This is a genomic window from Exiguobacterium sp. TNDT2 (genome assembly GCF_003331145.1).
Taxonomy (GTDB): Bacteria; Bacillota; Bacilli; order Exiguobacteriales; family Exiguobacteriaceae; genus Exiguobacterium.
Genome location: NZ_QLVE01000001.1, coordinates 147,137 through 173,333 on the forward strand (window position 1 = coordinate 147,137; position 26,197 = coordinate 173,333).

A 26,197-nucleotide genomic window follows, 5' to 3' on the forward strand; every position below is an offset into this window, starting at 1 on the left:
CTTTTTTCACAGATAAGCGATTCGAGACGTGACAAAATAATGAACGAAGGAGGCGTTCCCTTATGAAATCATCGCTTAAAATCATGTTATTCCTCACCATCGCGGCCATGCTCGTCGTCTTTTCCATCGGTTTCGTCTTCGCCAATCGAGCGACGACCGAACCAGATGTCGAGGGGTATGTGATTGAAATAAATGAATCTGACCGCACCGCACTCGTCATCAGCGGAATTACCGCAGAAGAGGCCACGCTCTCTCCTGACACCTTGTTCGCACAAAGTGAACCGGAAGACGTAAGCTGGTTCAAGTTTCAAGTGAAAGCCACGTTCGAGCAAATCGCTGTCGGGGACCACGTCCACATTTGGAAAAAGACCGGCCCAAGTATTTTGAATACTCCGAACCGGTCTTATGTGAAAAAAGTCGCTGTGATCGACTAATATTGACGTTTGCCGTAACGTTCGCTCAGCCAAAGGACTAAAAACGCCAAACCAACCAACCATCCGCTCCAGACGAGTGCCTGGGTCATATCGCCATTGATTGTCGCCATATAGATCGCAGTGGCGAGCGTCATCGTCTCGCCCGGGATGTTTCCAGCAATCATCATCGTGATTCCGAACTCGCCGATCGACCGGGCAAAGCCGAGAACGAAACCGCTCGCCAACGCGGGTAACAGCAGAGGAATCGTCACGTAGGTGAACAGTTGACGCTCTGACCCGCCGAGCACGCGTCCGGCCTCATACCATTCCGCATCGAGTTGTTTGAGGCCGAGCCGAATCGTTTGGTAGATGAGCGGAAACGCGGCCAAGGCGGACGCGATGACGTTCGCCTGTTTCGTGAACAAGATCGTAATCGGCAAGAGTCCTCCAATCCCGTTGTTCCCAAGCACGATCAAGGCGTATAGTCCGATGACTGTCGGCGGCAAGATGAGCGGCAGTAAAAACACAGTCTCGAGCAGCCGCTTTCCTTTGAATTGACGGTGATGCATGAAATAGGCCGCGCCGAAGGCGAGGATGAAGGCACTCACCGTCGCCATCATCCCGACTTCGAATGTGAGTTGAAGTGGAGATTGCGTCATTTAGAAAATCCTTTCGCTAAAAAGTGAGCTTGGATATCATCGTCAAACAAACGCGCGTAAACATCGCGCACGTATGGGTTATGCGTCAACCGGACCGCCGGATACGCAATCGTACCCGTCGCTTCAAACGGGACCGACTGAAGCGACTCGACATCCGTCGTCAGCTCCGTCTTATAGACGAATCCCGCATTGGCGTCGCCTTGTTCGATGAGCGTCAACACTTGTCTCACATTCTGGGCGAACATGATTCGCGGCTCCACTTCCTCCCACACGTCTTCCACCTCTAGCGCCGCTTTCGCGTAGCGACCGGCCGGGACATTGACCGGGTCACCGATGACGATCCGAGCACATGCGTTCAAGTCGTCCCACGTCTCCGCGCACGGTTTCCCTTTCGGTGTCACGAGCCACAGCTCGTTATGCAAGAACGCATCCCGCTCTAGAATTGGGATTTGTAATCGGTCGACATCATCAATGCTCGCGGCTAAAAAGATATCCGCCGGAGAGCCGTGGTTGATTTGTGCTCGCAAGGCGCCACTCCCGTTCGTCACGACCCGAACGTCGACCCCATCGAATTCCGCTTCAAGTTGTTGTTCGACCTTTTCTAAAGCCGGCCCTAAACTTGCCGCTGCCAAAATGGTCACGGTGTCCTCCGAATCTGAACTCGACCAAACTTGACTTAGTAATAAGACGATCGCCACCCCGATGATGACCCCACTCACCCGTTTCATCATAAATCACTCCTTTGCTTCTCCTTTATCGTAGCGATTGATTCATCCCCCATCTGTATCAAACGTCACAAAAACACACCCCCACGTCAGTAGAGGTGTGCCATTTCTTAAGCGAACGTGCGCGCCCGCGGGAATAAAATATTGTTTTCGAGATGAATATGTTCGAACGTATCCGACTCGAGCGCTTCTAACCGTTGATACACAAGGCGATACGTTCCACACGCACCTTCAGGCGGCGTATAGTCGTTCGTGATGTGACGCAACTCTTTTAAAATGTCTCCAGCTGCTGCATGTTCTGACTCGAGCGAGGCCAAGATGTCGTCGAGCTCCCGTCTCGTTTCATCTGTCGGTGCTGTCTCGTGACGAAGCAACGTCGGGAAGTCTTCTGTCTCTTCTTTGACGATATGTTGTTCGAGCTCCACCTTCAATTGATTGAACAGTTGATGGATGCGCCCGAGGTGTGGATGGTTTTGTCCGTGGACCCGGAACACTTTTGTCACATATGGTGTGAGCTGTGGCAATTCATCCGTCAAAAACTGGTGATGCTTATAAATGATATGCTCAATCAATTCTGAGGAAGATGCGGCATCCCAATCGATGCTCTTCTCGTTCATCTCTTGCTTGCGCTGATAGAGTGCATTGACTTCTTCTAAAATGTCTTCCGTCGACCGTTTCGATTTGTCTGTCGCTTCAGCGAGTGGCCGGTTGCCGCCACAACAAAAATCGATTCGGTTTCGTTTGAAGATATCTGCCGCTTGCGGGCACTGTTTGACGATTTCAGAAACGTGCGTATCGCCCGTGAATGTCTGTGTCATCTGTCATAACCTCCATATTCGTTTTGACATGTTCAGCGTAGCAAGAGTTTGACGGCAAAAATGTGAAATACGTCACATTTAAGTGAACAGGATGCACACGTTCCGAATTTGGACACAAAAAAGCCCCTCTTGTGGAGGGGCGACGCTTAATGGGACGGCGCTTCAAATTGTTCTGCCTCGGTCGAACCGGCAAGTGCCGTCGTTGACGACTGGCCTCCCGAGATGACGAGAGACACCTCATCGAAATACCCGGTCCCGACCTCACGTTGGTGACGTGTCGCCGTATAACCGTGCTGTTCAGCACTGAATTCGGCCTGTTGCAGTTCCGAGTAGGCGGCCATCCCGCGGTCTTTGTATCCCCGTGCGAGTTCGAACATACCGAAGTTGAGCGAGTGGAAGCCAGCGAGCGTCACGAATTGGAATTTGTATCCCATCGCACCAATCTCTTGTTGGAACGTCGCAATCTCGTCATCCGACAGCTTTTTCTTCCAATTGAAGGACGGCGAACAGTTGTAAGCGAGGAGTTTGCCCGGATACTTCGCATGAATCGCATCCGCGAATTGGCGCGCTTCGTCCAAATCAGGCTCGGACGTCTCGCACCAGACGAGGTCGGCGTACGGTGCATAGGCGAGACCGCGCGCGATCGCCTGATCGATTCCCGCTTCGGTCCGATAAAACCCTTCTGGCGTCCGGTCGCCGACGATGAACGGATGGTCGATCGGGTCGATATCGCTCGTAATCAAGTTCGCGGCGTGAGCGTCGGTTCGGGCGACGATAATCGTCGAAACACCCATGACGTCTGCCGCGAGACGTGCAGCAATCAAGTTTTTCACGGCTGTCTGTGTCGGGAGCAATACTTTACCGCCAAGGTGTCCGCACTTCTTCTCCGATGACAGTTGATCTTCTAAGTGAACGCCGGCGGCGCCCGCCTCGATCATCGCTTTCGTCAACTCGAAGACGTTGAGCACACCACCGAAACCGGCCTCCATGTCAGCGACAATCGGGGCGAACCAATGCGTATCGCCTTTTCTTTCCGCCGTCTGAATCTGGTCGGCCCGTTGAAGCGCCTGGTTAATCCGTTTGACGACGCTCGGCACCGAGTTGGCCGGGTACAGGCTTTGGTCCGGGTACATGTGCCCCGACAAGTTCGCATCGGCGGCGACTTGCCATCCGCTCAAATAGATGGCTTCGAGGCCCGCCTTCACTTGCTGGATGGCCTGATTTCCCGTCAATGCGCCGAGCGCGTGGACGTAGTCTCGTTCATGGAGTAACTCCCATAGCCGTTCCGCCCCTTTTGTCGCGAGCGTATGCTCGATTAGCACTGATCCCCGAAGCCTTATCACGTCTTCAACCCCATATGGACGTTCAACCCCGTTAAACCGTTCCGACTGTAACATTCCTTCTAGTTGCATGCGTTGCTCGTTCATACCCATTCCTCCTGTATTATATTAATTTATATATTTATCCATTGTTATATAACAGATAGTGCGAGTTTAATCCAAGTATGCGCAGCACTCGAGTGCCGCTTTGAATGACGAGTGCTCCATGCCGCAGCAACGACAGACGTTTTCTTCATCCCGATCTTCCGGCTTGCGGAAAATGACGACCTCTTCGACCGGCTCTCTCATGATTTGGAGCGACCCGTCGGCCCGGTCGAGCACGAGGCGCATCAAGTCGTTCCCATAGACGAACGCCGTGTTGGCGAGCGCCGCTGTCGATTCTCCAGATACGATGCGGCGGACGACCCAACGTTCAATCAACTGTTCGCTTTCGATTTTTTTCGTTGTCATGATGAGGTTCCTCCTTTTAAATTCGGTTCCAATGTCACTTGTTGTAAAAACTGTCGACGGCGCCGGTGCAAAATCGGTTCCGTATATCCATTTGGTGATGCATCGCCTTCGAACACTAACTCTTTCGCCGCTTGATAGGCGATAGAGCGGTCTACATCTGGCGTCATCGGACGATAGTGTGGATCTTCCGCGTTTTGCGCGTCGACGACCTCGGCCATCCGGTAAAGCGTCGCTTCGACTTGTTCACGGCTACAGACTCCATGGTATAGCCAGTTGGCGACATGTTGACTCGAAATACGAAGCGTTGCTCGGTCTTCCATCAACCCGACATGATGAATATCTGGCACTTTGGAGCAACCGACACCTTGCTCGACCCAACGGACGACGTAACCGAGCAACCCTTGCAGGTTGTTCTCGAGTTCCTCGTTCACTTCCTCATCTGTATAGAGACGCGTGGCGAGTGGTACCTCGAGCAGACGCCCTCGCTCAGTTGCTGGATCAAACGAACGATTCGCCAACTCACGCTGAACGTCAAACGCATCGACTTGATGGTAATGCAGCGCATGAAGCGTGGCCGCCGTCGGGGACGGCACCCAAGCCGTCGTCGCCCCGGACCGGACATGATTGCTTTTTTCACGCATCATGTCGCGCATCCGATCGGGCATCGCCCACATCCCTTTCCCGATTTGCCCGCGTTGATGGAAACCAGCGTCGAGACCGATCTGGACATTCAGACGTTCATAAGCATCGAGCCACTCCGATGTCTTCATCTCGCCTTTCTTGCGCATCGGTCCGAGCGTGAGCGAGGAGTGAATCTCATCGCCCGTCCGGTCGAGGAATCCGGTATTGATGAAGACGATGCGTTCCTTCACTTGCTCGATACAGTTCTTCAAATTAAGCGACGTGCGTCGCTCCTCGTCCATCACGCCGACTTTGAGCGTGTGACGCGGTAACTCGAGTACATCTTCAATCGCATCGAACAAGTCGTTCGTGAACGCGACTTCCTTGGATCCATGCATCTTCGGTTTGACGATATAGATGGAGCGTTCGCGGGAATTTCGTCTGGCATCAAGGTGGCGGCTCGCGATGAGCGCAGTGAAAATCCCGTCCAAGATCCCTTCCGGCACTTCACATCCTTCCGCGTCGAGCATCAAGTCTGTCGTCATCAAGTGCCCGACGTTTCGAATAAAGAGGAGCGATCGGCCCGGAAGCGTGACTTCACGCCCGTCTTTCCCGACATACTTCCGGTCAGGGTTCAACTTCCGAGTGAGCGGCCGACCTCCTTTCGTGAATGTTGCTTCGAGCGTCCCGTCCATCAGGCCTAGCCAGTTTGCGTAAAGGTGGACCTTGTCTTCCGCCCGAACAGCGGCAACCGAGTCTTCACAGTCGACGATGGCAGACAAGGCGGACTCGAGTTCGATGTCAATGAGCCCTGCTCGATCGACCCTTCCGATTGGGTGGTCCCGGTCAAACTTCAACTCGGCGTGAATCCCGTTATGGACGAGCAAGAGCTTATTCGGATCACTCGTTTCCCCGACATAGCCGACGAGACAATCGTCTTGAAACGCGATGCGGTTCCCTTCGATGATGGCGTAGGGCCTGCCCTCTGACACGAGATAGCCGTTCGCTTCTTCGTGCGAGCCCTCCCGGAGCGGAAATGTATCGTCGAGAAACTGTTTGGCATAGGCGATGACCGCTTCACCGCGAACTGGATTATAGCCGCTCGACTTCGTTTTCCCGTCCTCTTCGTCGATGACGTCCGTTCCGTACAAGGCGTCATAGAGGCTTCCCCAGCGAGCGTTCGCCGCGTTCAATGCATAGCGTGCATTGTCGAGCGGAACGACGAGCTGCGGTCCGGCTTGCCTTGTAATCTCTGAATCGACACCCGTAACGTCGATGTTGAAATCGGGGACGGCTGCTTCGATGTAATCGATGGACCGAAGGAAACGCTCGTAGTCTTCCATGTCAAATGCTTGCTTGTGCTCGCTGTACCATTCCTGTAATAGTCGCTCATACGACTCACGTTCGTGAAGCAGTGACTCATTCCGAGGAGTGAACTCATCGAGTAGGCGCCCGACCCCAGGCCAAAATTGTCGGTGTTCCTCTTCGTCAGGCAATATACGAGCCGAGATGAAGTCGAGCAACGTTTCATGTACGTGATAAGTACCTACTTGTTTGTAATGTTCCAAGCCGTAACATCCTTCCATTCAATTGTTATATATCAGTTTACTTTAATATAGACTATTATATAACAGTTTGACAACAGTTTTTTTGAAACTTTTTATTTGCGATCTATTTCAAAACCGATTAGTATACATTGCGTGACCTATCAATGATTGATTCATCAATTAGTTTTTTGAAGGAGGATACCCGATGCGCGACGCCTGTTCGCTCAGCGATGAGATTCTCTACCACGTCATCACCGTACAAAAAGAACTGGCCCAACTGTTCGATACGGAAATGGACGGGCTCAGCTCGACCCGCTTCGATATTTTGAGCAACTTGCATCACGTCGGCCCTTTGCGTCAGCGTGAACTGCAACAACGGGTCGGCGTCGATCATGCCGCCATCACGCGTCATTTGAAACAGCTCGAGACACAGGGCTTGATCACGCGCGAACGCTGCCTCCAAGACAATCGGGTCATCTTTGTCGATTTGACCGATGTCGGTCGGGAGCGGATTGCACATTGGACCGAGCAAAAGAAGTGCTTATCGGACCGTCTTTTTGTAAACATGAAGGTAGAGGAGCAACGACAGTTACTCGAACTTTTAAATACGTTACAAACCAACATTCAACATGAAAGGAAGACCCTTATATGAACACGACAACACAGAAAGACTTTATGGAAATCCTCAAAGGACGCCGCTCGATTCGCGTCTATGATGAGAACGTCAAAATCTCAAAAGAAGAGATGACACAAATCCTGGAGGAAGCAACGACGGCACCGTCATCACTCAACCTGCAACCGTGGCGCTTCGTCGTCATCGATAGCGCAGAAGGTAAAGACACACTCCTTCCGCTCGCAAGCTTCAACAAACGCCAAGTCGAGACGTCATCAGCCGTTATCGCCATCTTTGCCGACTACCAGATGGCCGATTACACACAGGAGATCTTTGATACGGCCGTCGAGCGTGGCCTCATGCCACCAGAAGTCCGCGACCGTCAAGTTGACATGATCAAAGGCATCTTCAAAGACGCACCGAAAGAGTCTGTCAAAGACAGCATCTTGCTCGACTCGGGTCTCGTCGCGATGCAACTCATGCTCGTCGCCCGTGCCCACGGCTACGACACAAACCCGATCGGTGGTTATGACAAAGCGAACATCGCGGAAGCGTTCGGCCTCGAGAAAGAGCGCTACCTTCCGGTCATGCTCCTCTCAATCGGAAAAGCCGCGGAAGACGGTTACCAATCGGTCCGCTTTCCAATCGATCGCATCACCGACTGGAAATAAGCAAAAGCTCAAGCGCCTCGGCGCTTGAGCTTTTTTTATCCGATGTATTTGACGACCTCGTTGAAATCGCGACGTGTCTTCGGCGCGAAATCACGGGCCCGATGTCCGAACGCGACCATGACTGAGAGCGACCAGGCACCTCGTTCCATGACGCCTTCCGAAATCAATAATTCGTCAATCTCCGCTTGATTGAACCCTTCGATCGGACATGAGTCGACGCCGATCTGTGCGGCGGCCGTCATCATGTTGCCGAGCGGGATATACGTCTGGCGTTTGATCCATTCTTGGAACACACGCTCGTCGTCCAACAGTCGATAATCTTGTTCTTGGAACTCACGGACCCGTTTCACCCGAAGGGCGTACTCGTCCTCGGTCCGTCCTTGGACGTCCGTGACGATGTGACGGATGTAGTCCGAGTCGTAGCGCATCGCTTCAGGCGTCCGCGCCAAGATCAACACGAAATGGCTTGCCGTCAACGCTTGGCCTTGCGCGCCCCAAGCATGGTCTTTAATCTTTTGGAGCAAGTCTTCGCGACGAACGACGACGAACTGCCAAGGCTCAAAACCGAACGAACTTGGTGACAGGCGGCCTGTCTCCAAGATGAATTCGAAATCTTCCTCATCAATTTTACGGTCCGCGTCGAACTCCTTCGTCGCTTGACGCCAACGATACGCATCTAAAATATCTTCTTTCTTCACGATGATCCACTCCCCATTCACCAAGATGACTCCATCATATCAAAACGATAAATGAGAAAGCGCTCATGAAGATTCTTCAAGGGCAATCGGACGTCCTGTACGTAGCGAAACGGCGTCTCATCGTTCAGAAAATGTAAGTACTCATCGGCCGGATAATAGAGGATGAGGTCGACCGGACGCTGTGCTCGCTCGACCGAGTCGATGATATTCGCGACGACCTGCCGGAACACGTTCACCGAGAACGGGTTGAAGAAATAAAAGCGGTTCGCCTCAGCCGGCACCTCAAACTGTTCGGCGTAGCCGCGGACGAGCTGGACACTGCCGCGCGTCCGGTGTTTCTTGGCGTAGTTCATCCAATTCTTAAGTGCCGCTTCGTGGAAGCCGCCATCCATTTCGATGCCAATGGCCCGAACTCGGAACGTATAGGCGAGATAAAACGGGAGGCGCCCTTTCCCCGAGCCGAAGTCGACGACCGTGTCCGTCGCGGCGAGCGGATAGGCGTCACGCAACAAGTCGAGCGCCTCATAAGGAGTCGGTTCATAGCGGTGGTATTCGGCCGAGGCCGGGAACCCTTGTTGCGGTTTCGCCGTCTCGATTTGGAGCAATCGTTCATAGTCTTGTTCAGTCATGAATGTGTCCTTTCTTGGATGGCACGGAAAAACGGATGCCGCTCCATCTCTTGTTTGAACGCCTGTCGTTCTTGCCACATCACATAGCCGACGTAGAGCGGAATGAGCAACTTGAACCAACTCGGTACGAGGAGCATCCCCGTGACGGCAAGCGGGATGAGACGCAGCCATAAGTTCCGATGACGCGGCGTCCGTATATAAAGTAAGATGGCCGTCGTGCGCCGGGCGGTCCCAAACCGATTCGGTCTCGGTCGATAGAGCGGACGCTTGCGCCGGCTCGGCTTCTCGATGGCGCCCGACGTCGATAATAATGCCCGGTCAAAGGCGGTACGCAACGCCTCACTACGTTCGAGTTCTTGGCTAAGATATGGGTGGCGTGACAGCCACCCTTCTCCGACATACATCGCAAATGCAACAAGACCACTGCCGAGTACGGCCGACCATAAAGGTGAGTCGATGAGGAGCGCATACATACAAACGAACGTCACACACGTGACCGTAACTCGTAACATCCAATGGCTGCGCCGGACCGTCAACTGATAACGGATCCACGTATGAATCCCGGTCAAAAACAGGAGGCTGATCTCGAATGCGAATATAGAGGCAACGGACCAACCGTCAAGCCAAAGCACGGGCATGAACGCCGACAAAACAAAGAGGAACATTGCACCGAGTTTGAGGGCTTGATAGAGCAACGAATCGTGCTTCAATTTATCAATTAAAGAACGTTTGGCCACCAGCGTCACGTCCGCCCGTTCGACCCAGACGAAAAACGGATTTCTAAGGAGGACGATTCCAATTCCAAGCGCCCAAACGAACATCGGCACCTGACTCACCCACTCGATTTCGCCTTGCCAAAGCAATCGGTATTGATACCCGAGAAAGATGGCGAACGGAATGACGCCGTATAGAACGACTGTCCAATCCAAGATGAGCCGCCACGTCTTCCACTGTTTGGTCACATGGGTGCGGACACGTCTAACGAACAGCTGATGTTCATTCATCGCATGACCACATCTTCCATCATCTCGAACAGCGACTCGCCTTCGGTTTGCAGGCTGAGACGCAACTCTTCTTTTGTCCCGCCCGCGAGCATGCGTCCGTCATCGATCCAGACGAAGCGGTCGCATAACCGCTCTGCCGTATCGAGGACGTGGGTGACGAGAAGCACCCCGGTACCTTGACGACGTTCCGCTTCAAGTAAACGAAGCAACTGGATCGTCGTCGTCGCATCGAGTCCAACGAACGGTTCGTCGACAAGGAGAAACTTCGCTTCTTGGATGAGCGCCAAGAGGATCATCGCTTTTTGCTTCATCCCTTTTGAGAACGAGGCGATATAGTCGTGGCGAACCGTCTCGAGCCGAAACAACCGGATCAGTTCTTCCGTCCGCTCACGATTATCAACGTCCGTCAATTCCAACACGAGAGCGATATGTTCCTCGAGCGTCAAATAATCATAGTACACCGGTTGCTCGGGGATATAGGCGTAGCGGTCAATTTGCACCGTTCCACGCATCCACGGGATCGTTCCGGTGAGACAGGCGAGCGTCGTACTCTTCCCGGCCCCGTTCGATCCAATCATCCCGACGATTTCGCCCGGGCGGACCTCGAACCGGATGGCCTCGATGACCGCCTCACCGCGTTCATACCCGGCTTGTTCAATGTGAACGTTCATGAGAGAGAACCTCCCGATTTACGAATATGTTTTTTACTATGTTTATCATAACACGCAAAAAAAATGTGTCATAATATCCCTTGTCATCCTCCACATAAAGGAGTAGAACAGCATGCAACATTATTTAGCCATCGATATCGGTGGAACTAGTATCAAATACGGAGTCGTCCGATCCGATGGCACCCTACTGTCAAACAAACACGTCCCAACCCCTGCGACGTGGGACGGCTTGCTCGAACAAGTCGATGTGATCTTTAACGAAACGACCGCCGAAGCCCGCTTCGACGGTATCGGCTTCAGTGCGCCCGGCGCCGTCGATTCGACGACCGGAGTGATTCATGGAATCAGTGCACTTCCCTACATTCATGATCGTCCTTTCTTACAGGCGTTCAAAGAGCGGTACGACTTGCCTGTCACTGTCTTGAACGATGCCAACGCGGCAGCGCTCGCAGAAGGATGGACCGGTGCCGCGGCGTCGGTGACGAGCTACGCGACGGTCGTCATCGGGACGGGCGTTGGCGGAGCATTCGTCGACCATGATCAGGTGATGATCGGATCCCACTTCCATGGCGGTGAGTTCGGATATTGGATTCTCGACCCGTCTCTTCCCCACCCAGATGGGACATGGAGTAAAATCGGTGCCACGGCCGCTTTTGTCCATCGATGCAGTGAGCAACTCGAACGTCCCCTTACCGGAAAAGATGTGTTCGCGCTTCAAAGCGACCCAATCATCCAGGTGGAACTGGAGCGCTTCTATCGCTGGAACGCGATTGGCATCTACAACCTCCAATTCGGGCTCGACCCGGAGCGTATTTTAATCGGTGGCGGCATCAGTCGTCGCCCGGAAGTTCGGGACGGCATCAAGCGACACTTGGATGCGCTTTGCGACGCGTTCGGAACATTCCGCATCGACGTCGAGACGTGTGCCCACTTCAACGAGGCCAACTTGATCGGTGCCGCACGGTTTCACATGTTAGCGCAGTAAAAAAGGTTTCCATCACAAGTTTGTGATGGAAACCCTTTTATTGTGCCAGGCGGTCTTCATGGAGGTGATGATACACCTCATCTCGAATCGCTGCGAGCGTACGCTCATGAACGATCATGTGTGCCCGAATCGTTCGGTTGACGCGTTCATTAACCTTGCCGGCCTCCAAGTGTCGATCCAACACGGGAAGGCTGAAGTCGTCAATCGGCAAATAGGCGATAGGAATCACGGCGGACCCTGATTTCACCGAGACTTGCACGCCGTTCACTTCTGGAAAGAAATACGACTCATAATACGGTTCGACGACCAGCTCTTCTTTCATCGCATCCCGCACTTCGGGAATCGTTGTCGGCAAGGCGATGAAATACACCATTTGGTCGAACGAGAATGAGACGTCTTTCAGCGAGACGCCCAGTGCCTCCGCGTGTCGGTTGGCCACACTACCCGTCACAAACCGATAACTTGGACGGCTCGTAAACAAGATGGTCGCGATAAAGGCGACTGTCATGATCATGACACTGAATTCGGTCATAGCGGCACCCCTTCCCAGCGGCAGACTTGGTTTTTCCCTCGTGATTTTGCTGCGTACAGCGCTTGATCGGCGCACTCGATCAACCGTTCACGTGACTGTTCGTGAAGCGTGTGCTTCGAAGCGACACCGAAGCTGAGTGTTAATCGTCCTCCCGGCTGTCGTTCTCCATAGGTGAAGTTTGTGCCGAGCACGGCCGCACGAATCGTCTCTGCCACATGCGACGCCTCGACTTCATCATATTGCGGCAGCAGGACGACAAACTCTTCGCCTCCGAACCGATAGGCCATCTGCTCGTCCGGTACGCTCCGCCGAATGACACTCGCCAGCCGCGTAAGTAACTCGTTTCCAGCCAAATGACCGTTCGTGTCATTGTAATGTTTGAAATGGTCGATGTCCATGACGATGAGTGACAATTCGTCCGTTTCACACTCCCGGAACAAGACGTCCAAGTCTTGCTCGAACGAACGATGGTTTTTGAGACGGGTCAACCCGTCACGAAGCGCCAACGTCTCGATGCGTTGGTACAGCATCGTCTGATGCAATGCGAGTGAAGCTTGCTCCGCGATTGGTCGAACACTGTCCATTTTTTGAGGGGTGATCGGTTTCTTATTGACGACGTTGTCGATGACGAGAAGTCCGTATGGGATTCCTTGGTGATGGAGCGGGAAAATCGTACACTCGTCCATCTGTAAATCGGTATGTAACATACGCAACACCGGATCGTCGGTGATGCTCGCGTAGACGTGGAGCGGCCGTCCCGAGTCGAGTGTCTGCTTGAACAGATGGTCTCCATGAAACGGGATCGTCATTTTCCGAATCCGTTCGTTCAACTGCTCATCGTGTGTCGAGTCCGTCTCTTTCTCGTCAATCAGTCCTTGGAGATCATAATGTTGCCGAGTGATTTCTTCCCAAATTTGAAAACCATCTTCCGGGTTCATTGGACCCGTTCCCATGACCCCGTAAATACTATCTTTTTCCACATCGGCGAAGAAAATGATCGATCGGTTAAAGCCGAGACCGTGCCCAGCCGTCACTGACGTTAAAATTGTTTGGAGCAACCGGTCCGGGTCGAGCGTTTCTTGCATGGTGAAACTGACCTCTCGGAACACGTTCAATTGTCGAGAACTCGCCGTCAACATGCGCAATCGTCCTGATCGTTCTCGTTTCAACTGGGTGACATAGCCGAAAAGAAGCGCTGCACCTAGGCCGAAGAAGATATAACTGAGCAAGAGTGGAAAGGATAACGTCCCGGATTGACTGTACACGAGGAGCCAGCTGACCATGATGGCAACAGTCATGCCTTTCCAATGAAAACAAATGAGTCCTGTCATAATCAATAACAGCACCGACCAATGTAAATCATAAAAATCGGACAATACTCCGTGCCAAATCACGACGAGGCTACTCGACCCAGCGAGCAACCAGCGATTCAGGACGGGGGTCGTCATCAACCGAAGGATGTTGAAGACGATGGTGATAAGGACGATGCCGCCAATCAACAAGCCATAAACCATGATTATCCCTCGTTTCATTAAATCGATTCACCTATACTTTTTATTATAAGTCGAATCACGGGTAACTTGCCGAAATTCATTGAATCACTTACCAAACTTTCAATTACTTTGAAATATTTACCACAAGAACTTGCGCATGATGATTGTACTTTTGATATGAGTGATTTCACATAATCCTTTCATTTACTTTAACAATGTAACGTGGAATGATGGAAGTAACTAACCCATTTAAGTGAGGTGGAAGCGTGACCCGTACTGAATATCTTGAAGCAACACAGATTTTGCACCAGTTGTTTAACGCGTCTTCCTTCGTCGGGATTGACTTCGGTTCCGGCCCCAACCATCATCTGCTTTACTTTAAACGAGACGGCAACGAATCGTGGCTTTCGATTGAAGGACCTTGGTACGTCCATTCATCGGGGTCATCATTCAATGAAGATGAACAACTCCAACATCTTGTCGGACTCCGGCGCGAACGCGTCCGTTCCATCCAGTTATCTGAAGACAATCCCCATCTTGAGCTGACATTTGAATCCGGTGCCGTCCTGTTCGTGAACGGCTATCACGAACAGTATGAAAGTTGGCAGGCCGGGGACGCCCGTCCGCTCGGAGGCGAACACTTCTTACTCGTCGCCATGCCTCAAGGAGACTTGGCCGTCTTCGCGGGTGAGGATGTCTGATGGCAGCTTGGACGGAGATTCTCACGTATATGTTGATTGCCGGTGGCGTCAGTCTCGCCATCATCGTCTTGCGCAAAGTCACGAAGTCATAAGAAAAGAGCGGCCGCGTCCGCTCTTTTCTTATTTCACCGTCTCGTCCTCGAACAAGATGCGTTGCATCCGTTCTGGCGCCGCTAGAAAATCACGCATGACACGGACGTGCTCGAGTTCGTCGAACGTCGTCGGCCGGAGTCCCGTCTCGACTTGGAGAATGTCGGCGTCAGGATACGACATGAGGATTGGTGAATGGGTCGCGATGATGAATTGACTGCCCGATTGGACGAGTTCATGCATCCGAGCGAGCATCGTCAACTGTCGCATCGGGGACAAGGCGGCCTCAGGCTCGTCCAATATATAGAGCCCGCCATCCCGGAAACGATGGAGCATGAGCGACAAGAACGCTTCCCCGTGCGACTGCTCATGGAGCGATCGACCGCCATAGGACGCATAGAACCGTTCCGGGTCGGGTGACGTCCGTGCAATCTCATCCACATAGCTCGACAGTTGATACGCCGTCTCGGCCCGGAGGAAAAATCCGTCTTTTGGTCGATAGGCGCCCCGAATCGGACGGAGCGCTTCGAACAATGGACTATGCGTCGATTCAGTCTCAAAGCGGAACGTCGTCGCCCCACCTTCCGGATTGAACCCGGCGGCGATAGCCATCCCTTCGACCAACGTCGATTTTCCACTCCCATTCTCGCCGACCAAGAACGTGACCGACTTCGTCAGCGTCAATTCATCAAATCCATCAAAAATCGGTAGCGAGAACGGATAACCTGGTTGTTCAATCCGATCCCGTTCCAAGCGCACGCCCCGCAAAAATAAATTTAGTCCCATTCGATCCAAAATAGCGCCCCCTCTCTTGATTCAATCCCATACGACATTCCTTGTGCCTCGAGCAACAGCTTATTGGTGGCCAGACCAAGCCCGTGCCCGTTCGAGCGGTCGCCTTTGACGTACATGTCCCAGATGTTGGCGCGCATCGGTTCCGTGATGCCCGGCCCCTCATCCTCGATTTCAAGCCGTCGCTCGGTGAGCCTAATTGTGATCACGCCGCCGAGCGGACTGGCATGATACGAGTTTTGAAGAAAGTTCGACAGGATGCGCTCCATCGCCAAACGATCCGCCTGCACCGTCACATCCTCGAGTTCAAGCGTGACCGTCACTTGCTTATGCCGGAACCATTCTTCCATCCGCGCGACCGTCGCTTCAATCAATTCATTCATGTGAACAGTCTCAATCGTGAGCGTCTGCTTGCCTGCCGATAGCTTCGAGTACTCGAGCATCTGAGTGACGAGCCGGTCGATGCGGTCGACCTCCTCGGTCATACTGCGTGCCGTCGCGGCCACGTCTTCTTGTTTGACGACACCGAGCTCGAGCATCTCTGCCTCATTTCGGACGATGGCGAGCGGGGTGCGGACGTCGTGCGTGATTCCAGAGATGAACGTGTTTTGCAGTCGCTCTTTCTCTTCGAGCGACGTGTTCATCTGACGGACTGCTTCCGTCAAATCCCCAATCTCGTCGTCGGTGACCGGAGGCAATGTAAGATCATGCCGGCCTGACATGATGGACGCGGTCGCCTGTTTCAATTTGATGAGCGGGGACGTCAAACGCCGCCCCATCCAATACGTCACACCAATGGCGACGAGGAGCGCGAGCAAGAACCCACTCCCGAGAATGACGTAGATTTGACGAAACTGCGGATTCGACAGCGGGACGGGTGCGTACGTCACGATTTGCACATCCCCTTCTTCCCGAAGGAACGTCAATAGGCGCATGCCGTTCACGCTGACCTCGTCCCGTTCAGACAGTGCTTCCGGGTCGAACGTCGGCGTCATATGGCGACGCATCCGGCCCCCGCGTTCAAGGTTGACCGCCTCTCCGTCTTGAAATACGAGAACGTCGAGCTGACCCGGGATGCCACGCCCGTCCACGAGTGCATCGTAAACGATGTCCGCCTCACGCTCGAGTTGATCGTAGCTCTCTGTCTCAGCGAAACGTCCAATCAGGAGTGATGTCAGACCAAATGTGAGCAACGCCATGACGACGAGCGGAAGGATTGCCGTCCAGAGCAATTTCTTCATCAAACGGCTCATCAGATTTCCTCCAATCGATAACCGACGCGGTGCACCGTCTTCAATTGCCGTTTCATCGTTGGTGATTTGTCACGCAACTGTTTGACGTGCGTATCGACCGTCCGCGTGTCCCCGGCGTACGTGTAATCCCACACCTCATCGAGTAGCCGATTCCGATCAAGTGCTTCTCCGCTATGCTTCAAGAAGTAAATCAACAACTCATATTCCTTATTCGTCATCCGAATCGCTTGCCCGTCTTCAATCACCGTGCGAGAGCGTATGTCCACCGTCATGTCGCCGAATGCGATCTCGTCGGTCTGTTTGACGAGACGTTTCAGACGGATTTCGAGTTCTTTTAACACAATCGGCTTGACCAAATAATCGTCAGCCCCGAGCTCTAGCCCGAACACACGGTCATCTGCCTCTCCTCGTGCCGTCGCCAAGATGATGGCCGGTCGAGGCTTTAGCGTCTTCAGTTTCGGAATGAGCGTCCAACCTTCCCCGTCTGGCAAACGAACGTCGAGTAAGACCGCATCGAACGGTTGCTCGAGCTGTCGCTTCGCCTCGGCGAGCGTACCGGCCACACTGACGTGAAACCCCGCGTACGTTAAAAAGCGGGCGAGTCCGTCCGCTAATTTCAGTTCATCTTCGACCACAAGTACGTTCATCTCTATCGCCTCCACTCTCATTATATCGCATCGCGAAACGAACCCATCATTTCCCAAAGACAATTTGCAGAAACCTTGCAACTCCCTCACAACTTTTGATTACCCACGCCCTACACTTGAAGGAGTAAAGGAGGAGATTGACATGAATTCATCTAAATTAGCCATCGCCCTGGCCGGCTTACTTGCCGTCTCAGGAACCGGCGTCTATGCCGCCACGAACGATACGACCACAACCGACGGAACGGAAACGACGACCCAATGCGAACGCGGAGACCGCGGCGAGCGGGGCATGTTTGGTGACCGGGCAGCCGGGCAGGCCGCTTTGCTCGAGGCGCTCGGATTGAGCGAAACCGAAGTGGAAGCTGCGCGCGAAGAAGGACAATCACTTCCTGAACTCGCGGAAGAAAAAGGAATCACCATCGAACAGTTCATCGAGGCGATCATCACCTCACATGAAGCGAAACTTGACGCAGCCGTCGAATCCGGTGACTTGACGCAAGACGAGGCCGACGCGATTCTTGCCGACCACGAAGAGCGTTTTGCTGACGTCACGAGTTACGACGACTTAGGAGACATGCGCGGCTTTGGCGGCGGACGTCACGGAGGTGGGCATGGTCCTCGTCACGGTGGTCAATTCGGTGGATCGAACCAAGATACGGACACACCTGCGACCGATGATAACGTCGACAATCAGAGTACCAATTCATTGTAAGCAAAAAGGCGACCTCGAGGGTTGCCTTTTTATATGGCCAATAACAGGAGAGCGTATCCGATGAGCCCGACAGCAAACGCGCGAAAGCTGCTATCCCGTTCTTCCGGCAACTCTTCTTTCATGACGTTCAAGATGATGCCACCGGCCAAAAATGCGACGATGATGGACAATGTCAATTCATCGAGCGTTGAAAATGCGCCCACGCCCCATCCGGCGAGCACGGCCAACGACAGCCACAATCGACCACGCTTGTCATACTGCTCGCGATGATGATGTCTCAAACCTTGGTCGACCGTGACAAAGTGAATCCCTAACGCGAGAAAGTAGAGCGTCATCGCCCACACCGTATCGAACTCACTCTCCGCGAGCACATAACCGATACTAAAGTTGTACACGACGAATAACGCCATGTGGATCCAAAACACGTTGCCCTTCCCTCGGTTCTTCATTTGTGTGGCCCACCGCTCCAACCCGTAAAACACGGCCAACCCGAGCATACTGACAACGAGGATATGATTCTCGACTGAAGCGAATAGGCCGCTCTCGAGATGCCCTTCAAGTTCTTGTTGATATTCATTCAGCTCAGGCAAGAGATGGAGAAACACATAGGCGACGGCGACACCGCCGGCGAGCGACAAAAACCGGCTCCGCGGCGTCTCGCGCACATGGATCAATTGTCCAGAGAAATAATGAATCAAAGCAAATCCTACGGCAAACAACAAACTTAACCAAAACATTCAATCCACCTCCGACACGTTATCCGAAAGTCGAACTGGACATGATGACTTCCGGTCCTTGTTCCTTACCCGAGTGCCGGGCTGGATACACTCATTCACCTCGTTCGGCCCGTTGACGCGCTCGAATCTCTTTTTCGACGCGACGGAGCGCTTTTTTCGAACCACGGGCAAAGTCATGCGCTTCTTTCCGGTCCCGGTAGTCGACGAACAACGTCTCGAGGTCATAGTCCGCCGGATATAAGTCAAGCGCTTTCCCCTCACGCTGGACCCGACGGAGCGGATGGTCACGAAAGACCCCGTCGACATACACCGTAACTAGGCGCAACGATTCGTCCATTGCATAGACAAGACCGACTTGATTCGTCTCGAGCAGGCGGACCCGGTCGCCTTTCAATAGAATTTGGTCTGGTTCGACGACTGGCCGAACAACTTCTTGCGTCAGCCGTGCCGGATCGACGAGCGACTGGTCGTACGTCTTGTCGTGCATATAATGTGCTGCCTGCTTCAAAATCGATTCGGGCAATTTCATTTTCCGGGCAATGAACAAGGCGTTGCTGTCGCCGGACTGCCCAATCAACAGCCGATATTTCGGTTCGAGTGTGTCTGGGTCGAACTGCATGGCCGCGTTCATGAAGTCCGGATGCGTCTCCGAATACGCTTTAATTTCCCCGTAATGCGTCGAGGCGACGACGAGACAGCCGCGTTTGTACGCCTCTTCTAAAATCGCGATGGCGAGAGCCGCTCCCTCGTTCGGCTCGGTCCCGCTTCCGATCTCATCGAATAACAGTAGCGACCGTTTCCCTGCCTTCTGCATGATGTTCGCCACGTTATGCATATGGGCCGAGAACGTGCTGAGCGCCGACCCCATGTCTTGGTTGTCCCCGATATCGACGAACACGTCGTCAAACGTCGAGATGTCCGTGTCCGGATGCGCTGGGATATGAAGTCCGCTCATCGTCATCAAGCTGAGCAGACCGATCGTCTTCAAGACGACCGTCTTCCCGCCGGCGTTCGGTCCGGTGATAATCAGACCGCGGTACGTTTCCCCGAGCGAGAAGTCGAGCGGGACCGCCCGTTCAAGGAGCGGATGACGGACTTGTTTCAAACGAATTTTTCCGACCCCGTTCACACGCGGGGCGATGCCGTCGATGGCTTGGCTATACTTCCCTTTCGCGAATACCATGTCATATTGGGCGATGACGTCGAGTGTCGCCTCGATGGTCGGCAACGCTTCCGCCACCATGCCAGTGAGCGTCGCAAGCACTTGATAGATTTCGACCGCTTCCTCCGCTCGTTTGACGACGAGTTCCGCGTTCAGCTTCGCCACTGCTTCCGGTTCGATGAAGACCGTCGTCCCCCGGCTCGATGTGTCGACGATTGTCCCGGCGACTTTGTGTTTATACGACGCTTTGATTGGAATCGTGAATCGGTCTTGCTTCTTCGTCACAAAGCCGTCTTGAATCGCTTCCCGGTTCACAGCGCTCTTCAAGAACTTGCTCAACCGCTCCTCAATCCGTCCTTCGAGAATGTCGATTTGTTTGCGGACCCGTTTCAATTCTTTGGACGCCTCGTCGACGACACGTCCCCCGCGAATCGACTGGATAATGTCTTCCTCGATACTGCGCCACTCGCTCATCTCTCCCGCGTAAAGGGACAAGAGCGGTGCAAAGAATGCCTGCTCGGCCATGAACCGTTTCAGCTTCCGGGCGCCGCGGAAAAACTCAGCGACGGCTTCGAGTTCGCTCGCCTCGAGCTGGATGCCCCGGCTGATTTTACCGATGAGCGGTTCCATAGCAGACACCCCGATAAAAGGGACGTGTGACGTCGCGTCGAGAATCGCGCGTGCTTCCGATGTCTCTTGAAGCCGTTTTTTCACCGTTTGCAGATGGCTCGTCGGACGCTGATTTCGTAACAAGTTTCGTCCGAATCCGCTGATGCAGTATCGTTCGACGTGTTGAATCAAGTCGTTGTATTGTAGTTTGTCTAATGTTTGTTCATTCATGATGGGGTCTCCTTATTTTGTGATGGAGATACCGCGCAAACAAAAAGCGTCGGCCGATGAAGACCAACGCAAAAAGACAGACCGGTGTCTGGCAGTTTATGAAGGGCGGTATCTGTAACAGAACATGAAGGCATGACAAAAAGACGCGTCATCCAACATTTTTCAGTTCGTTAGGCAGATACAACCTCACTCATTAACATGCAACACCTTTCTCATTTAGTTTCGACCTTACTATACAACAGATTTTCGAAGAAGTAAAATTTCTAGAGAACGCTTTCAAATTAGGTCTTGATATCTATACATCGGCGTGCTATCTTGAGGGTGACGAAACGAATAATGATCACATGTGACTGATTCGATCAGGCATGGGGTAAGACGAAAGGCTCACGCCACCCGTCTATACTCCATGCCTGTTTTGTTTTTTCACAATCATTTTTCAAGCGAAAGGATGATTCGAAGATGTTATTGAATAAGTGGATGAAGAGACATACACTGACACTTTATGCACCCATGGAAGGAGACATCATTCCACTTGAGGAAGTGACCGACCCTGTCTTCAGCGAGAAGATGCTGGGCGACGGGATTGCCATCATGCCGACGAACGGAACCGTCGTCGCTCCGGCTGATGGGACCATCGTCCAAGTCGCACCGACGAAGCATGCCATCGGACTCCGTTCGGGAAACGGAGCTGAAATTTTGATTCATGTCGGACTGGACACGGTCGAGCTTGCGGGAAGCCCGTTCGACGTTCACGTCAAAGTCGGTGACACGGTCACGATCGGACAGCCACTGTTGACGACCGACTTGGAACAAATCCGGCAAGCCGGAAAAGACACGGTCACCCCGATGGTCATCACGAACGGAGGCGCGTTGGAACAAGCTTACTCGTTCCATACAGGTGGCCCATCGCTTCCTGGGAAAACCGTCGTCGCTCAAGCGGAACAATGACTCCTCGATAGGAGGACACATGTTAAAAATCAAAAAGATTCTAAACAACAATGCGGTCATCGTCTCAGACGAGGGTGAAGAAAAAATCGCCATCGGACCGGGTGTCGCATTCAAGAAGGCACGCAACGATATCGTCAATCCGCATAAAGTTGAAAAACTGTTCGTCATGTCGGAGAACGATAAGTTTCAACAATTGCTGACGCGGATTCCAATCGAGCATTTCACGATCTCAGAAGAAATCATCTCCCATGCGGAAAAGCGGCTCGAGACGACGTTCAACGAACACATCCACATCGTGCTCACCGATCACATCTCGTTTGCCATCGAGCGGGAGCAGGAAGGTATCTCGCTCCGCAACAAATTGTTGAACGAGATTAAGATTTTATATCGCAACGAATACGAGATTGGACTATGGGCGCTTCACCTCATCGAGGACAAACTTGGCGTCAAGATGCCGAAAGATGAGGCGGCCTTCATCGCGCTCCACATCCATACACTAAAAGTGAAGGGAGGTGATTTACGCAAGACGGTCAAACAGACGACAATCGTACGTGACATGATTCAATCGATTTCGAGACGGCTCGATCTATCTATAGAAGAAGATGACTTATCCTATCAACGCTTATTAACTCATTTACGATTCGTCATGGATCGGGTCAACCATTACAATCACCATACGATCGACGAAGATATGCTTCTCATGATTCAAACGAAGTTCTCGTCGGCCTATGCATGTGCGTCTGACGTCGCTAACGAAATGGAAGACTTATACGGCATCGTCTTGCCCGAATCAGAGCTTGGTTATATCACGCTCCACATTCAACGCCTGCAAGATCAACACCATCAAAAAGGAGGACATTTACAATGATGAACTTTTTACAACGTCTCGGACGTTCTCTCATGTTGCCAGTTGCCGTACTTCCTGCAGCTGCCATTCTCATGGGGATCGGTTACTGGATCGACCCGGTCGGCTGGGGTTCTGAAAACATCGCCGCCGCATTCTTAATCAAAGCCGGTTCAGCGATCATCGATAACATTCCAATTCTCTTCGCAGTCGGGGTCGCCCTCGGGATGGCGAAAAACCGTGACGGCTCAGCCGCTCTAAGCGGACTTGTCGCCTTCCTCACGGTCACGACACTCTTGTCTTCGGCAACGGTCGCCTTGTTCCAAGGTGTCGACGTCGAAGCCGTCAACCCAGCGTTCGGTAAGATTGCCAACGCGTTCGTCGGTATCTTGTCAGGTATCGTCGCCGCTCAAATGTACAACCGCTTCAGTCATGTGAAGCTACCAGATGCACTCGCCTTCTTTAGTGGGAAGCGTCTCGTGCCAATCATGACGGCATTCTCGATGATCCTCGTCTCGGTCGCCCTTTACTTCGTCTGGCCGGTCGTGTACACAGGACTCGTCGGATTTGGGGAAACGATCTCTAAAATGGGTGCAATCGGGGCAGGCCTTTACGGCTTCTTCAACCGTCTGTTAATCCCAACTGGTCTTCACCACGCCTTGAACTCGGTATTCTGGTTCGATGTGGCCGGCATTAACGATATCGGTAACTTCTGGTCAGGTGAAGGTGTGAAAGGGATTACTGGACGCTATCAAGCCGGGTTCTTCCCGATTATGATGTTCGGTCTTCCGGCAGCAGCCCTCGCCATGTACCATACAGCGAAAACAAAACGTAAAAAACAAGCGGCCTCGCTCCTTCTCGCCGCAGCGTTCGCATCGTTCTTCACAGGTGTCACGGAACCGCTCGAATTCTCGTTCATGTTCCTCGCACCAGTTCTCTACCTCGTCCACGCGGTCTTGACAGGGGTTTCCCTCTTCATCGCGGCGACGTTCCAATGGACGGCCGGATTCGGCTTCAGCGCCGGTCTTGTCGACTTTGTCCTCAGCTCACGGTTACCGCTCGCGAACCAGCCGTACATGTTGCTCGTTCAAGGTCTCGTCTTCGGTGCCATCTACTACGTCATCTTCCGCTTCATGATCGTCAAGCTCAACTTGGCCACACCTGGCCGCGAGTCAGACGAAGCGGTTGACGCGGTCGCAACGGAAACGACTCCTGAAGGCGAAACGAAGACGGCTCCAGTCGCTGCCGGCGGTCAATATTCAGCGATGGCAGCGATGATTTACGATGGTCTCGGTGGCGATCAAAACGTCACAGGCATCGAGTCATGCGTCACACGTCTCCGCGTCGATGTGAAAGACATGGATACGGTCGACCAAGCACAAATCAAGAAAGCGGGCATCCCTGGTATCAAGGTTGTCAGCCCGAACCATATTCAAGTCATCGTCGGAACGAACGTCCAATTCGTCCTCGAAGAGATTGAAAAACTCCGGAGCCATCGCGCCGGGTAACTGACGAAAGCCACCTCGCGCGCGAGGTGGCTTTTTTTACTGTCTTTGCTCATATGTTTTGTAAAATTGAATCAAAAAGTAAAGAAAGATCCATGGCAACACGTATGTCGTCATCCACATGAATGCCTCGATGAGTAATCGCCACGGGTTAAATCCGAAAAAACCGAGTATAGATAGCCCGATGAACAGCGCTAGTCCGATCCCTATGTACTTGATGAATGTTTGAATCTCACTCACTCCTCTTCCATTTTTCTCCATGATATCATATAAAAAATCGGCCATGTTCATGACCGATCCATAGACGCGTTTGACCGTTTTAATCATGTACCCTCTTCCACTCAGCTCTTCTTCTTGGCTGACATCAACATGAGCGAAACCGTGATGGAATAAATCAATAAAAATAGGACAATGCCTAACTCGAGTGCCGACTCAAACATGGAATCTCCTCCATTTCATCCTCTTTTTACTATCATTCCCATTTAATATTGATACAAACTGGATTCGCGAAATGAGTTGATCCTATTCACGTACAAAAAAGCCCTCTTCTAAAAAGAGGACCTTCGTATAGGCTACATATTGCGAAGTCTGGCAATCCGTTCAGCCGGGTTCGGGTGCGTCGAGAACAGACCGCTCAGCTTTTTCTTAAGCGGGTCTGAAAAGTAGAGCGACGCCGAGGCGCGAGAGGCTTCCTTCACCGGTGTTTGGATATTCGCGATTTTCTCTAGCGCCGACGCGAGCGCATCCGGATTACGCGTCAACTCGGCCCCGCTCGCATCCGCCAAAAACTCGCGATTTCGCGAGATGGCCAAGTTGACGAGCGTGGCGATGAGCGGCGCAAGAATCAATAACACCAGCCCGACGATCATAAAAATCGGGTTTTGGTTGTTGTCGCGGCGTCCACCGACACTTCGGAAGAAGAGCATCCGCGACCCGATATCGCTCATGATGGCGATGACCGAGACGAGGGCGAGCGTCACCGTCGCCAATCGCACATCGTAATTTTTAATATGGGCGACTTCATGGGCGATGACGCCTTCGACTTCTTCTCGCGTCAACTGATCGAGCAGTCCGGTCGTCACGGCGACGGCCGCTTTCTCTGGTTTCAGGCCGGTCGCGAACGCATTCGGTGACGCGTCGTTGATGATAAAGATGCGCGGCATCGGGACACGCGCGACCATGGCCATGTTCTCAACCGTATGCCACAGAAATCGGTGCTGGTCGACCGAGGTGATTTCTTGGGCATGGTTCATCTTCATGACGATGTTCGTGCTCGACATGATGACAATCCCGATATAAAACAACGAGAACACCGGAGTGAAGATGAGGCCTGGGAGCGGATCACCATAGTTCAAATATGAGATGACCACTCCAACGGCCAAGACGAGAAGGACGAATCCGGCCACGATGAACACGGTCTTGATTTTATTTTTACGAATTTGTTCATACAGGATCATCGTCGCCACCCCAATCCATTAGAATGAGACACGCACGTTTTCGCGTTCTTCCTCACGTGCTTCGAGCATGTCGCGTTTTTCGAAATTATGGACGGAGGCGATGATGTTCGTCGGGACCGATTCGACTTTCGTGTTATATTTCATGACCGTATTGTTATATAACTGCCGTGAATAGGCGACTTTATTCTCCGTCTGCGTCAATTCTTCTTGGAGCATCTTAAAATTCTCGTTCGCTTTCAAATCTGGGTATGCCTCCCGGAGTGCGAACAAATTCTTCAATGCGCCGCTCAATTGATCGTTCACTTCCATCTGTTCTTGACGGCTCGTCTTCGAACCGAGCTGATTCCGGAGCTCGACGACTTTCGCAAGCGTCTCTTGCTCGTGTTTGGCATAGCCCTTCACCGTTTCGACCAAGTTCGGGATCAAATCGTAACGTCGTTTCAGTTGCACATCAATCTGTGCCCACGCCTCGTCGACCCAATTTCGATATTTGACAAGTCCGTTGTACATCGAAAAATAGACGAACGCCAAGACAACGATAATCCCAATTGCGATAATCCAACCCATTTCGACACCTCATTTCATGATTTTCTCTGTATTAATTCCCTTTTGTCGTATACCATAAGCATAACTTACAAAA

At 52.6% G+C, this 26,197-nt stretch carries 29 protein-coding genes; 9 read left to right on the forward strand and 20 right to left on the reverse strand.

Annotation, left to right across the window (positions count from 1 at the left end; genetic code table 11):
- Positions 1 to 62: 62 nt before the first annotated feature.
- Positions 63 to 434: a DUF3221 domain-containing protein gene (locus tag DPV68_RS00810; protein WP_114164961.1), complete on the forward strand. Its 372-nt coding sequence runs from the start codon at positions 63 to 65 to the stop codon at positions 432 to 434.
- Here the strand turns inward: DPV68_RS00810 and modB are convergent.
- From modB to DPV68_RS00840, 6 genes are all read right to left on the reverse strand, one after another.
- On the reverse strand, positions 431 to 1,072 hold the full coding sequence (gene modB, locus DPV68_RS00815; protein ID WP_114164962.1) for a molybdate ABC transporter permease subunit: 642 nt from the start codon (positions 1,070 to 1,072) through the stop codon (positions 431 to 433). The genes DPV68_RS00810 and modB overlap by 4 nt on opposite strands.
- Positions 1,069 to 1,800, reverse strand: coding sequence for a molybdate ABC transporter substrate-binding protein (gene modA / locus DPV68_RS00820; RefSeq protein WP_114164963.1), 732 nt, complete (start codon positions 1,798 to 1,800; stop codon positions 1,069 to 1,071). Before modA ends, modB begins: the two co-directional genes overlap by 4 nt.
- Positions 1,801 to 1,907: 107 nt before the next feature.
- Positions 1,908 to 2,615, reverse strand: a complete 708-nt coding sequence (gene ric, locus DPV68_RS00825) for an iron-sulfur cluster repair di-iron protein (protein ID WP_114164964.1) — start codon at positions 2,613 to 2,615, stop codon at positions 1,908 to 1,910.
- A 146-nt stretch (positions 2,616 to 2,761) separates the two neighbouring features.
- On the reverse strand, positions 2,762 to 4,042 hold the full coding sequence (gene aceA, locus DPV68_RS00830; protein ID WP_114164965.1) for an isocitrate lyase: 1,281 nt from the start codon (positions 4,040 to 4,042) through the stop codon (positions 2,762 to 2,764).
- A gap of 66 nt (positions 4,043 to 4,108) precedes the next feature.
- Positions 4,109 to 4,405, reverse strand: coding sequence for a hypothetical protein (locus DPV68_RS00835; RefSeq protein WP_029596327.1), 297 nt, complete (start codon positions 4,403 to 4,405; stop codon positions 4,109 to 4,111).
- Complete coding sequence (locus DPV68_RS00840) at positions 4,402 to 6,594, reverse strand: malate synthase G (RefSeq protein ID WP_114164966.1); 2,193 nt, start codon at positions 6,592 to 6,594, stop codon at positions 4,402 to 4,404. Before DPV68_RS00840 ends, DPV68_RS00835 begins: the two co-directional genes overlap by 4 nt.
- A gap of 184 nt (positions 6,595 to 6,778) precedes the next feature.
- Here DPV68_RS00840 and DPV68_RS00845 point away from each other — a divergent pair, with 184 nt between their 5' ends.
- Together DPV68_RS00845 and DPV68_RS00850 are read left to right on the forward strand one after the other, a co-directional pair.
- A complete protein-coding gene (locus DPV68_RS00845; protein ID WP_029596329.1) occupies positions 6,779 to 7,225 on the forward strand; it encodes a MarR family winged helix-turn-helix transcriptional regulator in 447 nt (148 codons plus the stop codon).
- On the forward strand, positions 7,222 to 7,857 hold the full coding sequence (locus DPV68_RS00850; protein ID WP_034780571.1) for a nitroreductase family protein: 636 nt from the start codon (positions 7,222 to 7,224) through the stop codon (positions 7,855 to 7,857). The genes DPV68_RS00845 and DPV68_RS00850 overlap by 4 nt, the downstream gene beginning before the upstream one ends.
- Before the next feature lie 35 nt (positions 7,858 to 7,892).
- Here the strand turns inward: DPV68_RS00850 and DPV68_RS00855 are convergent, their stop codons facing one another.
- From DPV68_RS00855 to DPV68_RS00870, 4 genes are read right to left on the reverse strand one after another with little or no spacing between them, the layout of a single operon-like run.
- Positions 7,893 to 8,555 carry an NAD(P)H-dependent oxidoreductase gene (locus DPV68_RS00855; protein ID WP_114165105.1) on the reverse strand — a complete coding sequence of 221 codons (663 nt, stop codon included), beginning with the start codon at positions 8,553 to 8,555 and terminating at the stop codon, positions 7,893 to 7,895.
- A 17-nt stretch (positions 8,556 to 8,572) separates the two neighbouring features.
- Complete coding sequence (locus DPV68_RS00860) at positions 8,573 to 9,184, reverse strand: class I SAM-dependent methyltransferase (RefSeq protein ID WP_114164967.1); 612 nt, start codon at positions 9,182 to 9,184, stop codon at positions 8,573 to 8,575.
- Entirely contained in the window at positions 9,181 to 10,188 is a 1,008-nt protein-coding gene (locus DPV68_RS00865; RefSeq protein ID WP_114164968.1) for an ABC transporter permease, read from the reverse strand. The genes DPV68_RS00860 and DPV68_RS00865 overlap by 4 nt, the downstream gene beginning before the upstream one ends.
- Positions 10,185 to 10,859: an ABC transporter ATP-binding protein gene (locus DPV68_RS00870; RefSeq protein ID WP_114164969.1), complete on the reverse strand. Its 675-nt coding sequence runs from the start codon at positions 10,857 to 10,859 to the stop codon at positions 10,185 to 10,187. Before DPV68_RS00870 ends, DPV68_RS00865 begins: the two co-directional genes overlap by 4 nt.
- A gap of 112 nt (positions 10,860 to 10,971) precedes the next feature.
- On the opposite strand from DPV68_RS00870, the gene DPV68_RS00875 reads away from it, so the two are divergent.
- Positions 10,972 to 11,844: an ROK family protein gene (locus tag DPV68_RS00875; protein ID WP_114164970.1), complete on the forward strand. Its 873-nt coding sequence runs from the start codon at positions 10,972 to 10,974 to the stop codon at positions 11,842 to 11,844.
- Between the two features lie 37 nt (positions 11,845 to 11,881).
- On the opposite strand, the gene DPV68_RS00880 is transcribed toward DPV68_RS00875, so the two are convergent.
- Positions 11,882 to 12,376 (reverse strand): hypothetical protein, encoded by a 495-nt coding sequence (locus DPV68_RS00880; protein ID WP_114164971.1) that lies wholly within the window; start codon positions 12,374 to 12,376, stop codon positions 11,882 to 11,884.
- The gene (locus tag DPV68_RS00885) at positions 12,373 to 13,908 is read right to left on the reverse strand and encodes a diguanylate cyclase (RefSeq protein ID WP_114164972.1); all 1,536 of its coding nucleotides are present in this window, start codon (positions 13,906 to 13,908) and stop codon (positions 12,373 to 12,375) included. The genes DPV68_RS00880 and DPV68_RS00885 overlap by 4 nt, the downstream gene beginning before the upstream one ends.
- Positions 13,909 to 14,135: 227 nt before the next feature.
- Between DPV68_RS00885 and DPV68_RS00890 the strand changes: the two genes are divergently transcribed.
- Positions 14,136 to 14,570: a DUF6188 family protein gene (locus DPV68_RS00890; protein ID WP_114164973.1), complete on the forward strand. Its 435-nt coding sequence runs from the start codon at positions 14,136 to 14,138 to the stop codon at positions 14,568 to 14,570.
- Between the two features lie 120 nt (positions 14,571 to 14,690).
- Here DPV68_RS00890 and DPV68_RS00895 read toward each other — a convergent pair whose 3' ends face one another.
- The 3 genes from DPV68_RS00895 to DPV68_RS00905 are packed head-to-tail and all read right to left on the reverse strand — an operon-like array spanning position 14,691 to position 17,352.
- Complete coding sequence (locus DPV68_RS00895) at positions 14,691 to 15,446, reverse strand: AAA family ATPase (RefSeq protein ID WP_114164974.1); 756 nt, start codon at positions 15,444 to 15,446, stop codon at positions 14,691 to 14,693.
- Positions 15,437 to 16,705 carry a HAMP domain-containing sensor histidine kinase gene (locus DPV68_RS00900; RefSeq protein WP_114164975.1) on the reverse strand — a complete coding sequence of 423 codons (1,269 nt, stop codon included), beginning with the start codon at positions 16,703 to 16,705 and terminating at the stop codon, positions 15,437 to 15,439. Before DPV68_RS00900 ends, DPV68_RS00895 begins: the two co-directional genes overlap by 10 nt.
- Positions 16,705 to 17,352: a response regulator transcription factor gene (locus DPV68_RS00905; RefSeq protein ID WP_114164976.1), complete on the reverse strand. Its 648-nt coding sequence runs from the start codon at positions 17,350 to 17,352 to the stop codon at positions 16,705 to 16,707. Before DPV68_RS00905 ends, DPV68_RS00900 begins: the two co-directional genes overlap by 1 nt.
- A 142-nt stretch (positions 17,353 to 17,494) precedes the next feature.
- Between DPV68_RS00905 and DPV68_RS00910 the strand changes: the two genes are divergently transcribed.
- Positions 17,495 to 18,064: a hypothetical protein gene (locus tag DPV68_RS00910; protein ID WP_114164977.1), complete on the forward strand. Its 570-nt coding sequence runs from the start codon at positions 17,495 to 17,497 to the stop codon at positions 18,062 to 18,064.
- A gap of 29 nt (positions 18,065 to 18,093) precedes the next feature.
- Here DPV68_RS00910 and DPV68_RS00915 read toward each other — a convergent pair whose 3' ends face one another.
- Both DPV68_RS00915 and DPV68_RS00920 read right to left on the reverse strand, forming a co-directional pair.
- Positions 18,094 to 18,801, reverse strand: coding sequence for a hypothetical protein (locus tag DPV68_RS00915; protein WP_114164978.1), 708 nt, complete (start codon positions 18,799 to 18,801; stop codon positions 18,094 to 18,096).
- A gap of 91 nt (positions 18,802 to 18,892) precedes the next feature.
- Positions 18,893 to 20,803, reverse strand: a complete 1,911-nt coding sequence (locus DPV68_RS00920) for an endonuclease MutS2 (protein WP_114164979.1) — start codon at positions 20,801 to 20,803, stop codon at positions 18,893 to 18,895.
- Between the two features lie 459 nt (positions 20,804 to 21,262).
- Between DPV68_RS00920 and DPV68_RS00925 the strand changes: the two genes are divergently transcribed.
- The 3 genes from DPV68_RS00925 to nagE are packed head-to-tail and all read left to right on the forward strand — an operon-like array spanning position 21,263 to position 24,103.
- Positions 21,263 to 21,751: a PTS sugar transporter subunit IIA gene (locus DPV68_RS00925; protein ID WP_370447057.1), complete on the forward strand. Its 489-nt coding sequence runs from the start codon at positions 21,263 to 21,265 to the stop codon at positions 21,749 to 21,751.
- Positions 21,752 to 21,770: 19 nt separating this feature from the next.
- Positions 21,771 to 22,619 carry a PRD domain-containing protein gene (locus DPV68_RS00930; RefSeq protein ID WP_114164980.1) on the forward strand — a complete coding sequence of 283 codons (849 nt, stop codon included), beginning with the start codon at positions 21,771 to 21,773 and terminating at the stop codon, positions 22,617 to 22,619.
- Positions 22,616 to 24,103, forward strand: coding sequence for an N-acetylglucosamine-specific PTS transporter subunit IIBC (gene nagE, locus DPV68_RS00935; RefSeq protein ID WP_114164981.1), 1,488 nt, complete (start codon positions 22,616 to 22,618; stop codon positions 24,101 to 24,103). Before DPV68_RS00930 ends, nagE begins: the two co-directional genes overlap by 4 nt.
- 36 nt (positions 24,104 to 24,139) lie before the next feature.
- On the opposite strand, the gene DPV68_RS00940 is transcribed toward nagE, so the two are convergent.
- From DPV68_RS00940 to DPV68_RS00950, 3 genes are all read right to left on the reverse strand, one after another.
- On the reverse strand, positions 24,140 to 24,427 hold the full coding sequence (locus DPV68_RS00940; RefSeq protein ID WP_114164982.1) for a hypothetical protein: 288 nt from the start codon (positions 24,425 to 24,427) through the stop codon (positions 24,140 to 24,142).
- Between the two features lie 245 nt (positions 24,428 to 24,672).
- Entirely contained in the window at positions 24,673 to 25,554 is an 882-nt protein-coding gene (gene htpX, locus DPV68_RS00945) for a zinc metalloprotease HtpX (RefSeq protein WP_232819448.1), read from the reverse strand.
- A 21-nt stretch (positions 25,555 to 25,575) separates the two neighbouring features.
- Positions 25,576 to 26,124 carry a LemA family protein gene (locus tag DPV68_RS00950; RefSeq protein WP_021067978.1) on the reverse strand — a complete coding sequence of 183 codons (549 nt, stop codon included), beginning with the start codon at positions 26,122 to 26,124 and terminating at the stop codon, positions 25,576 to 25,578.
- Between the last annotated feature and the right edge of the window lie 73 nt (positions 26,125 to 26,197).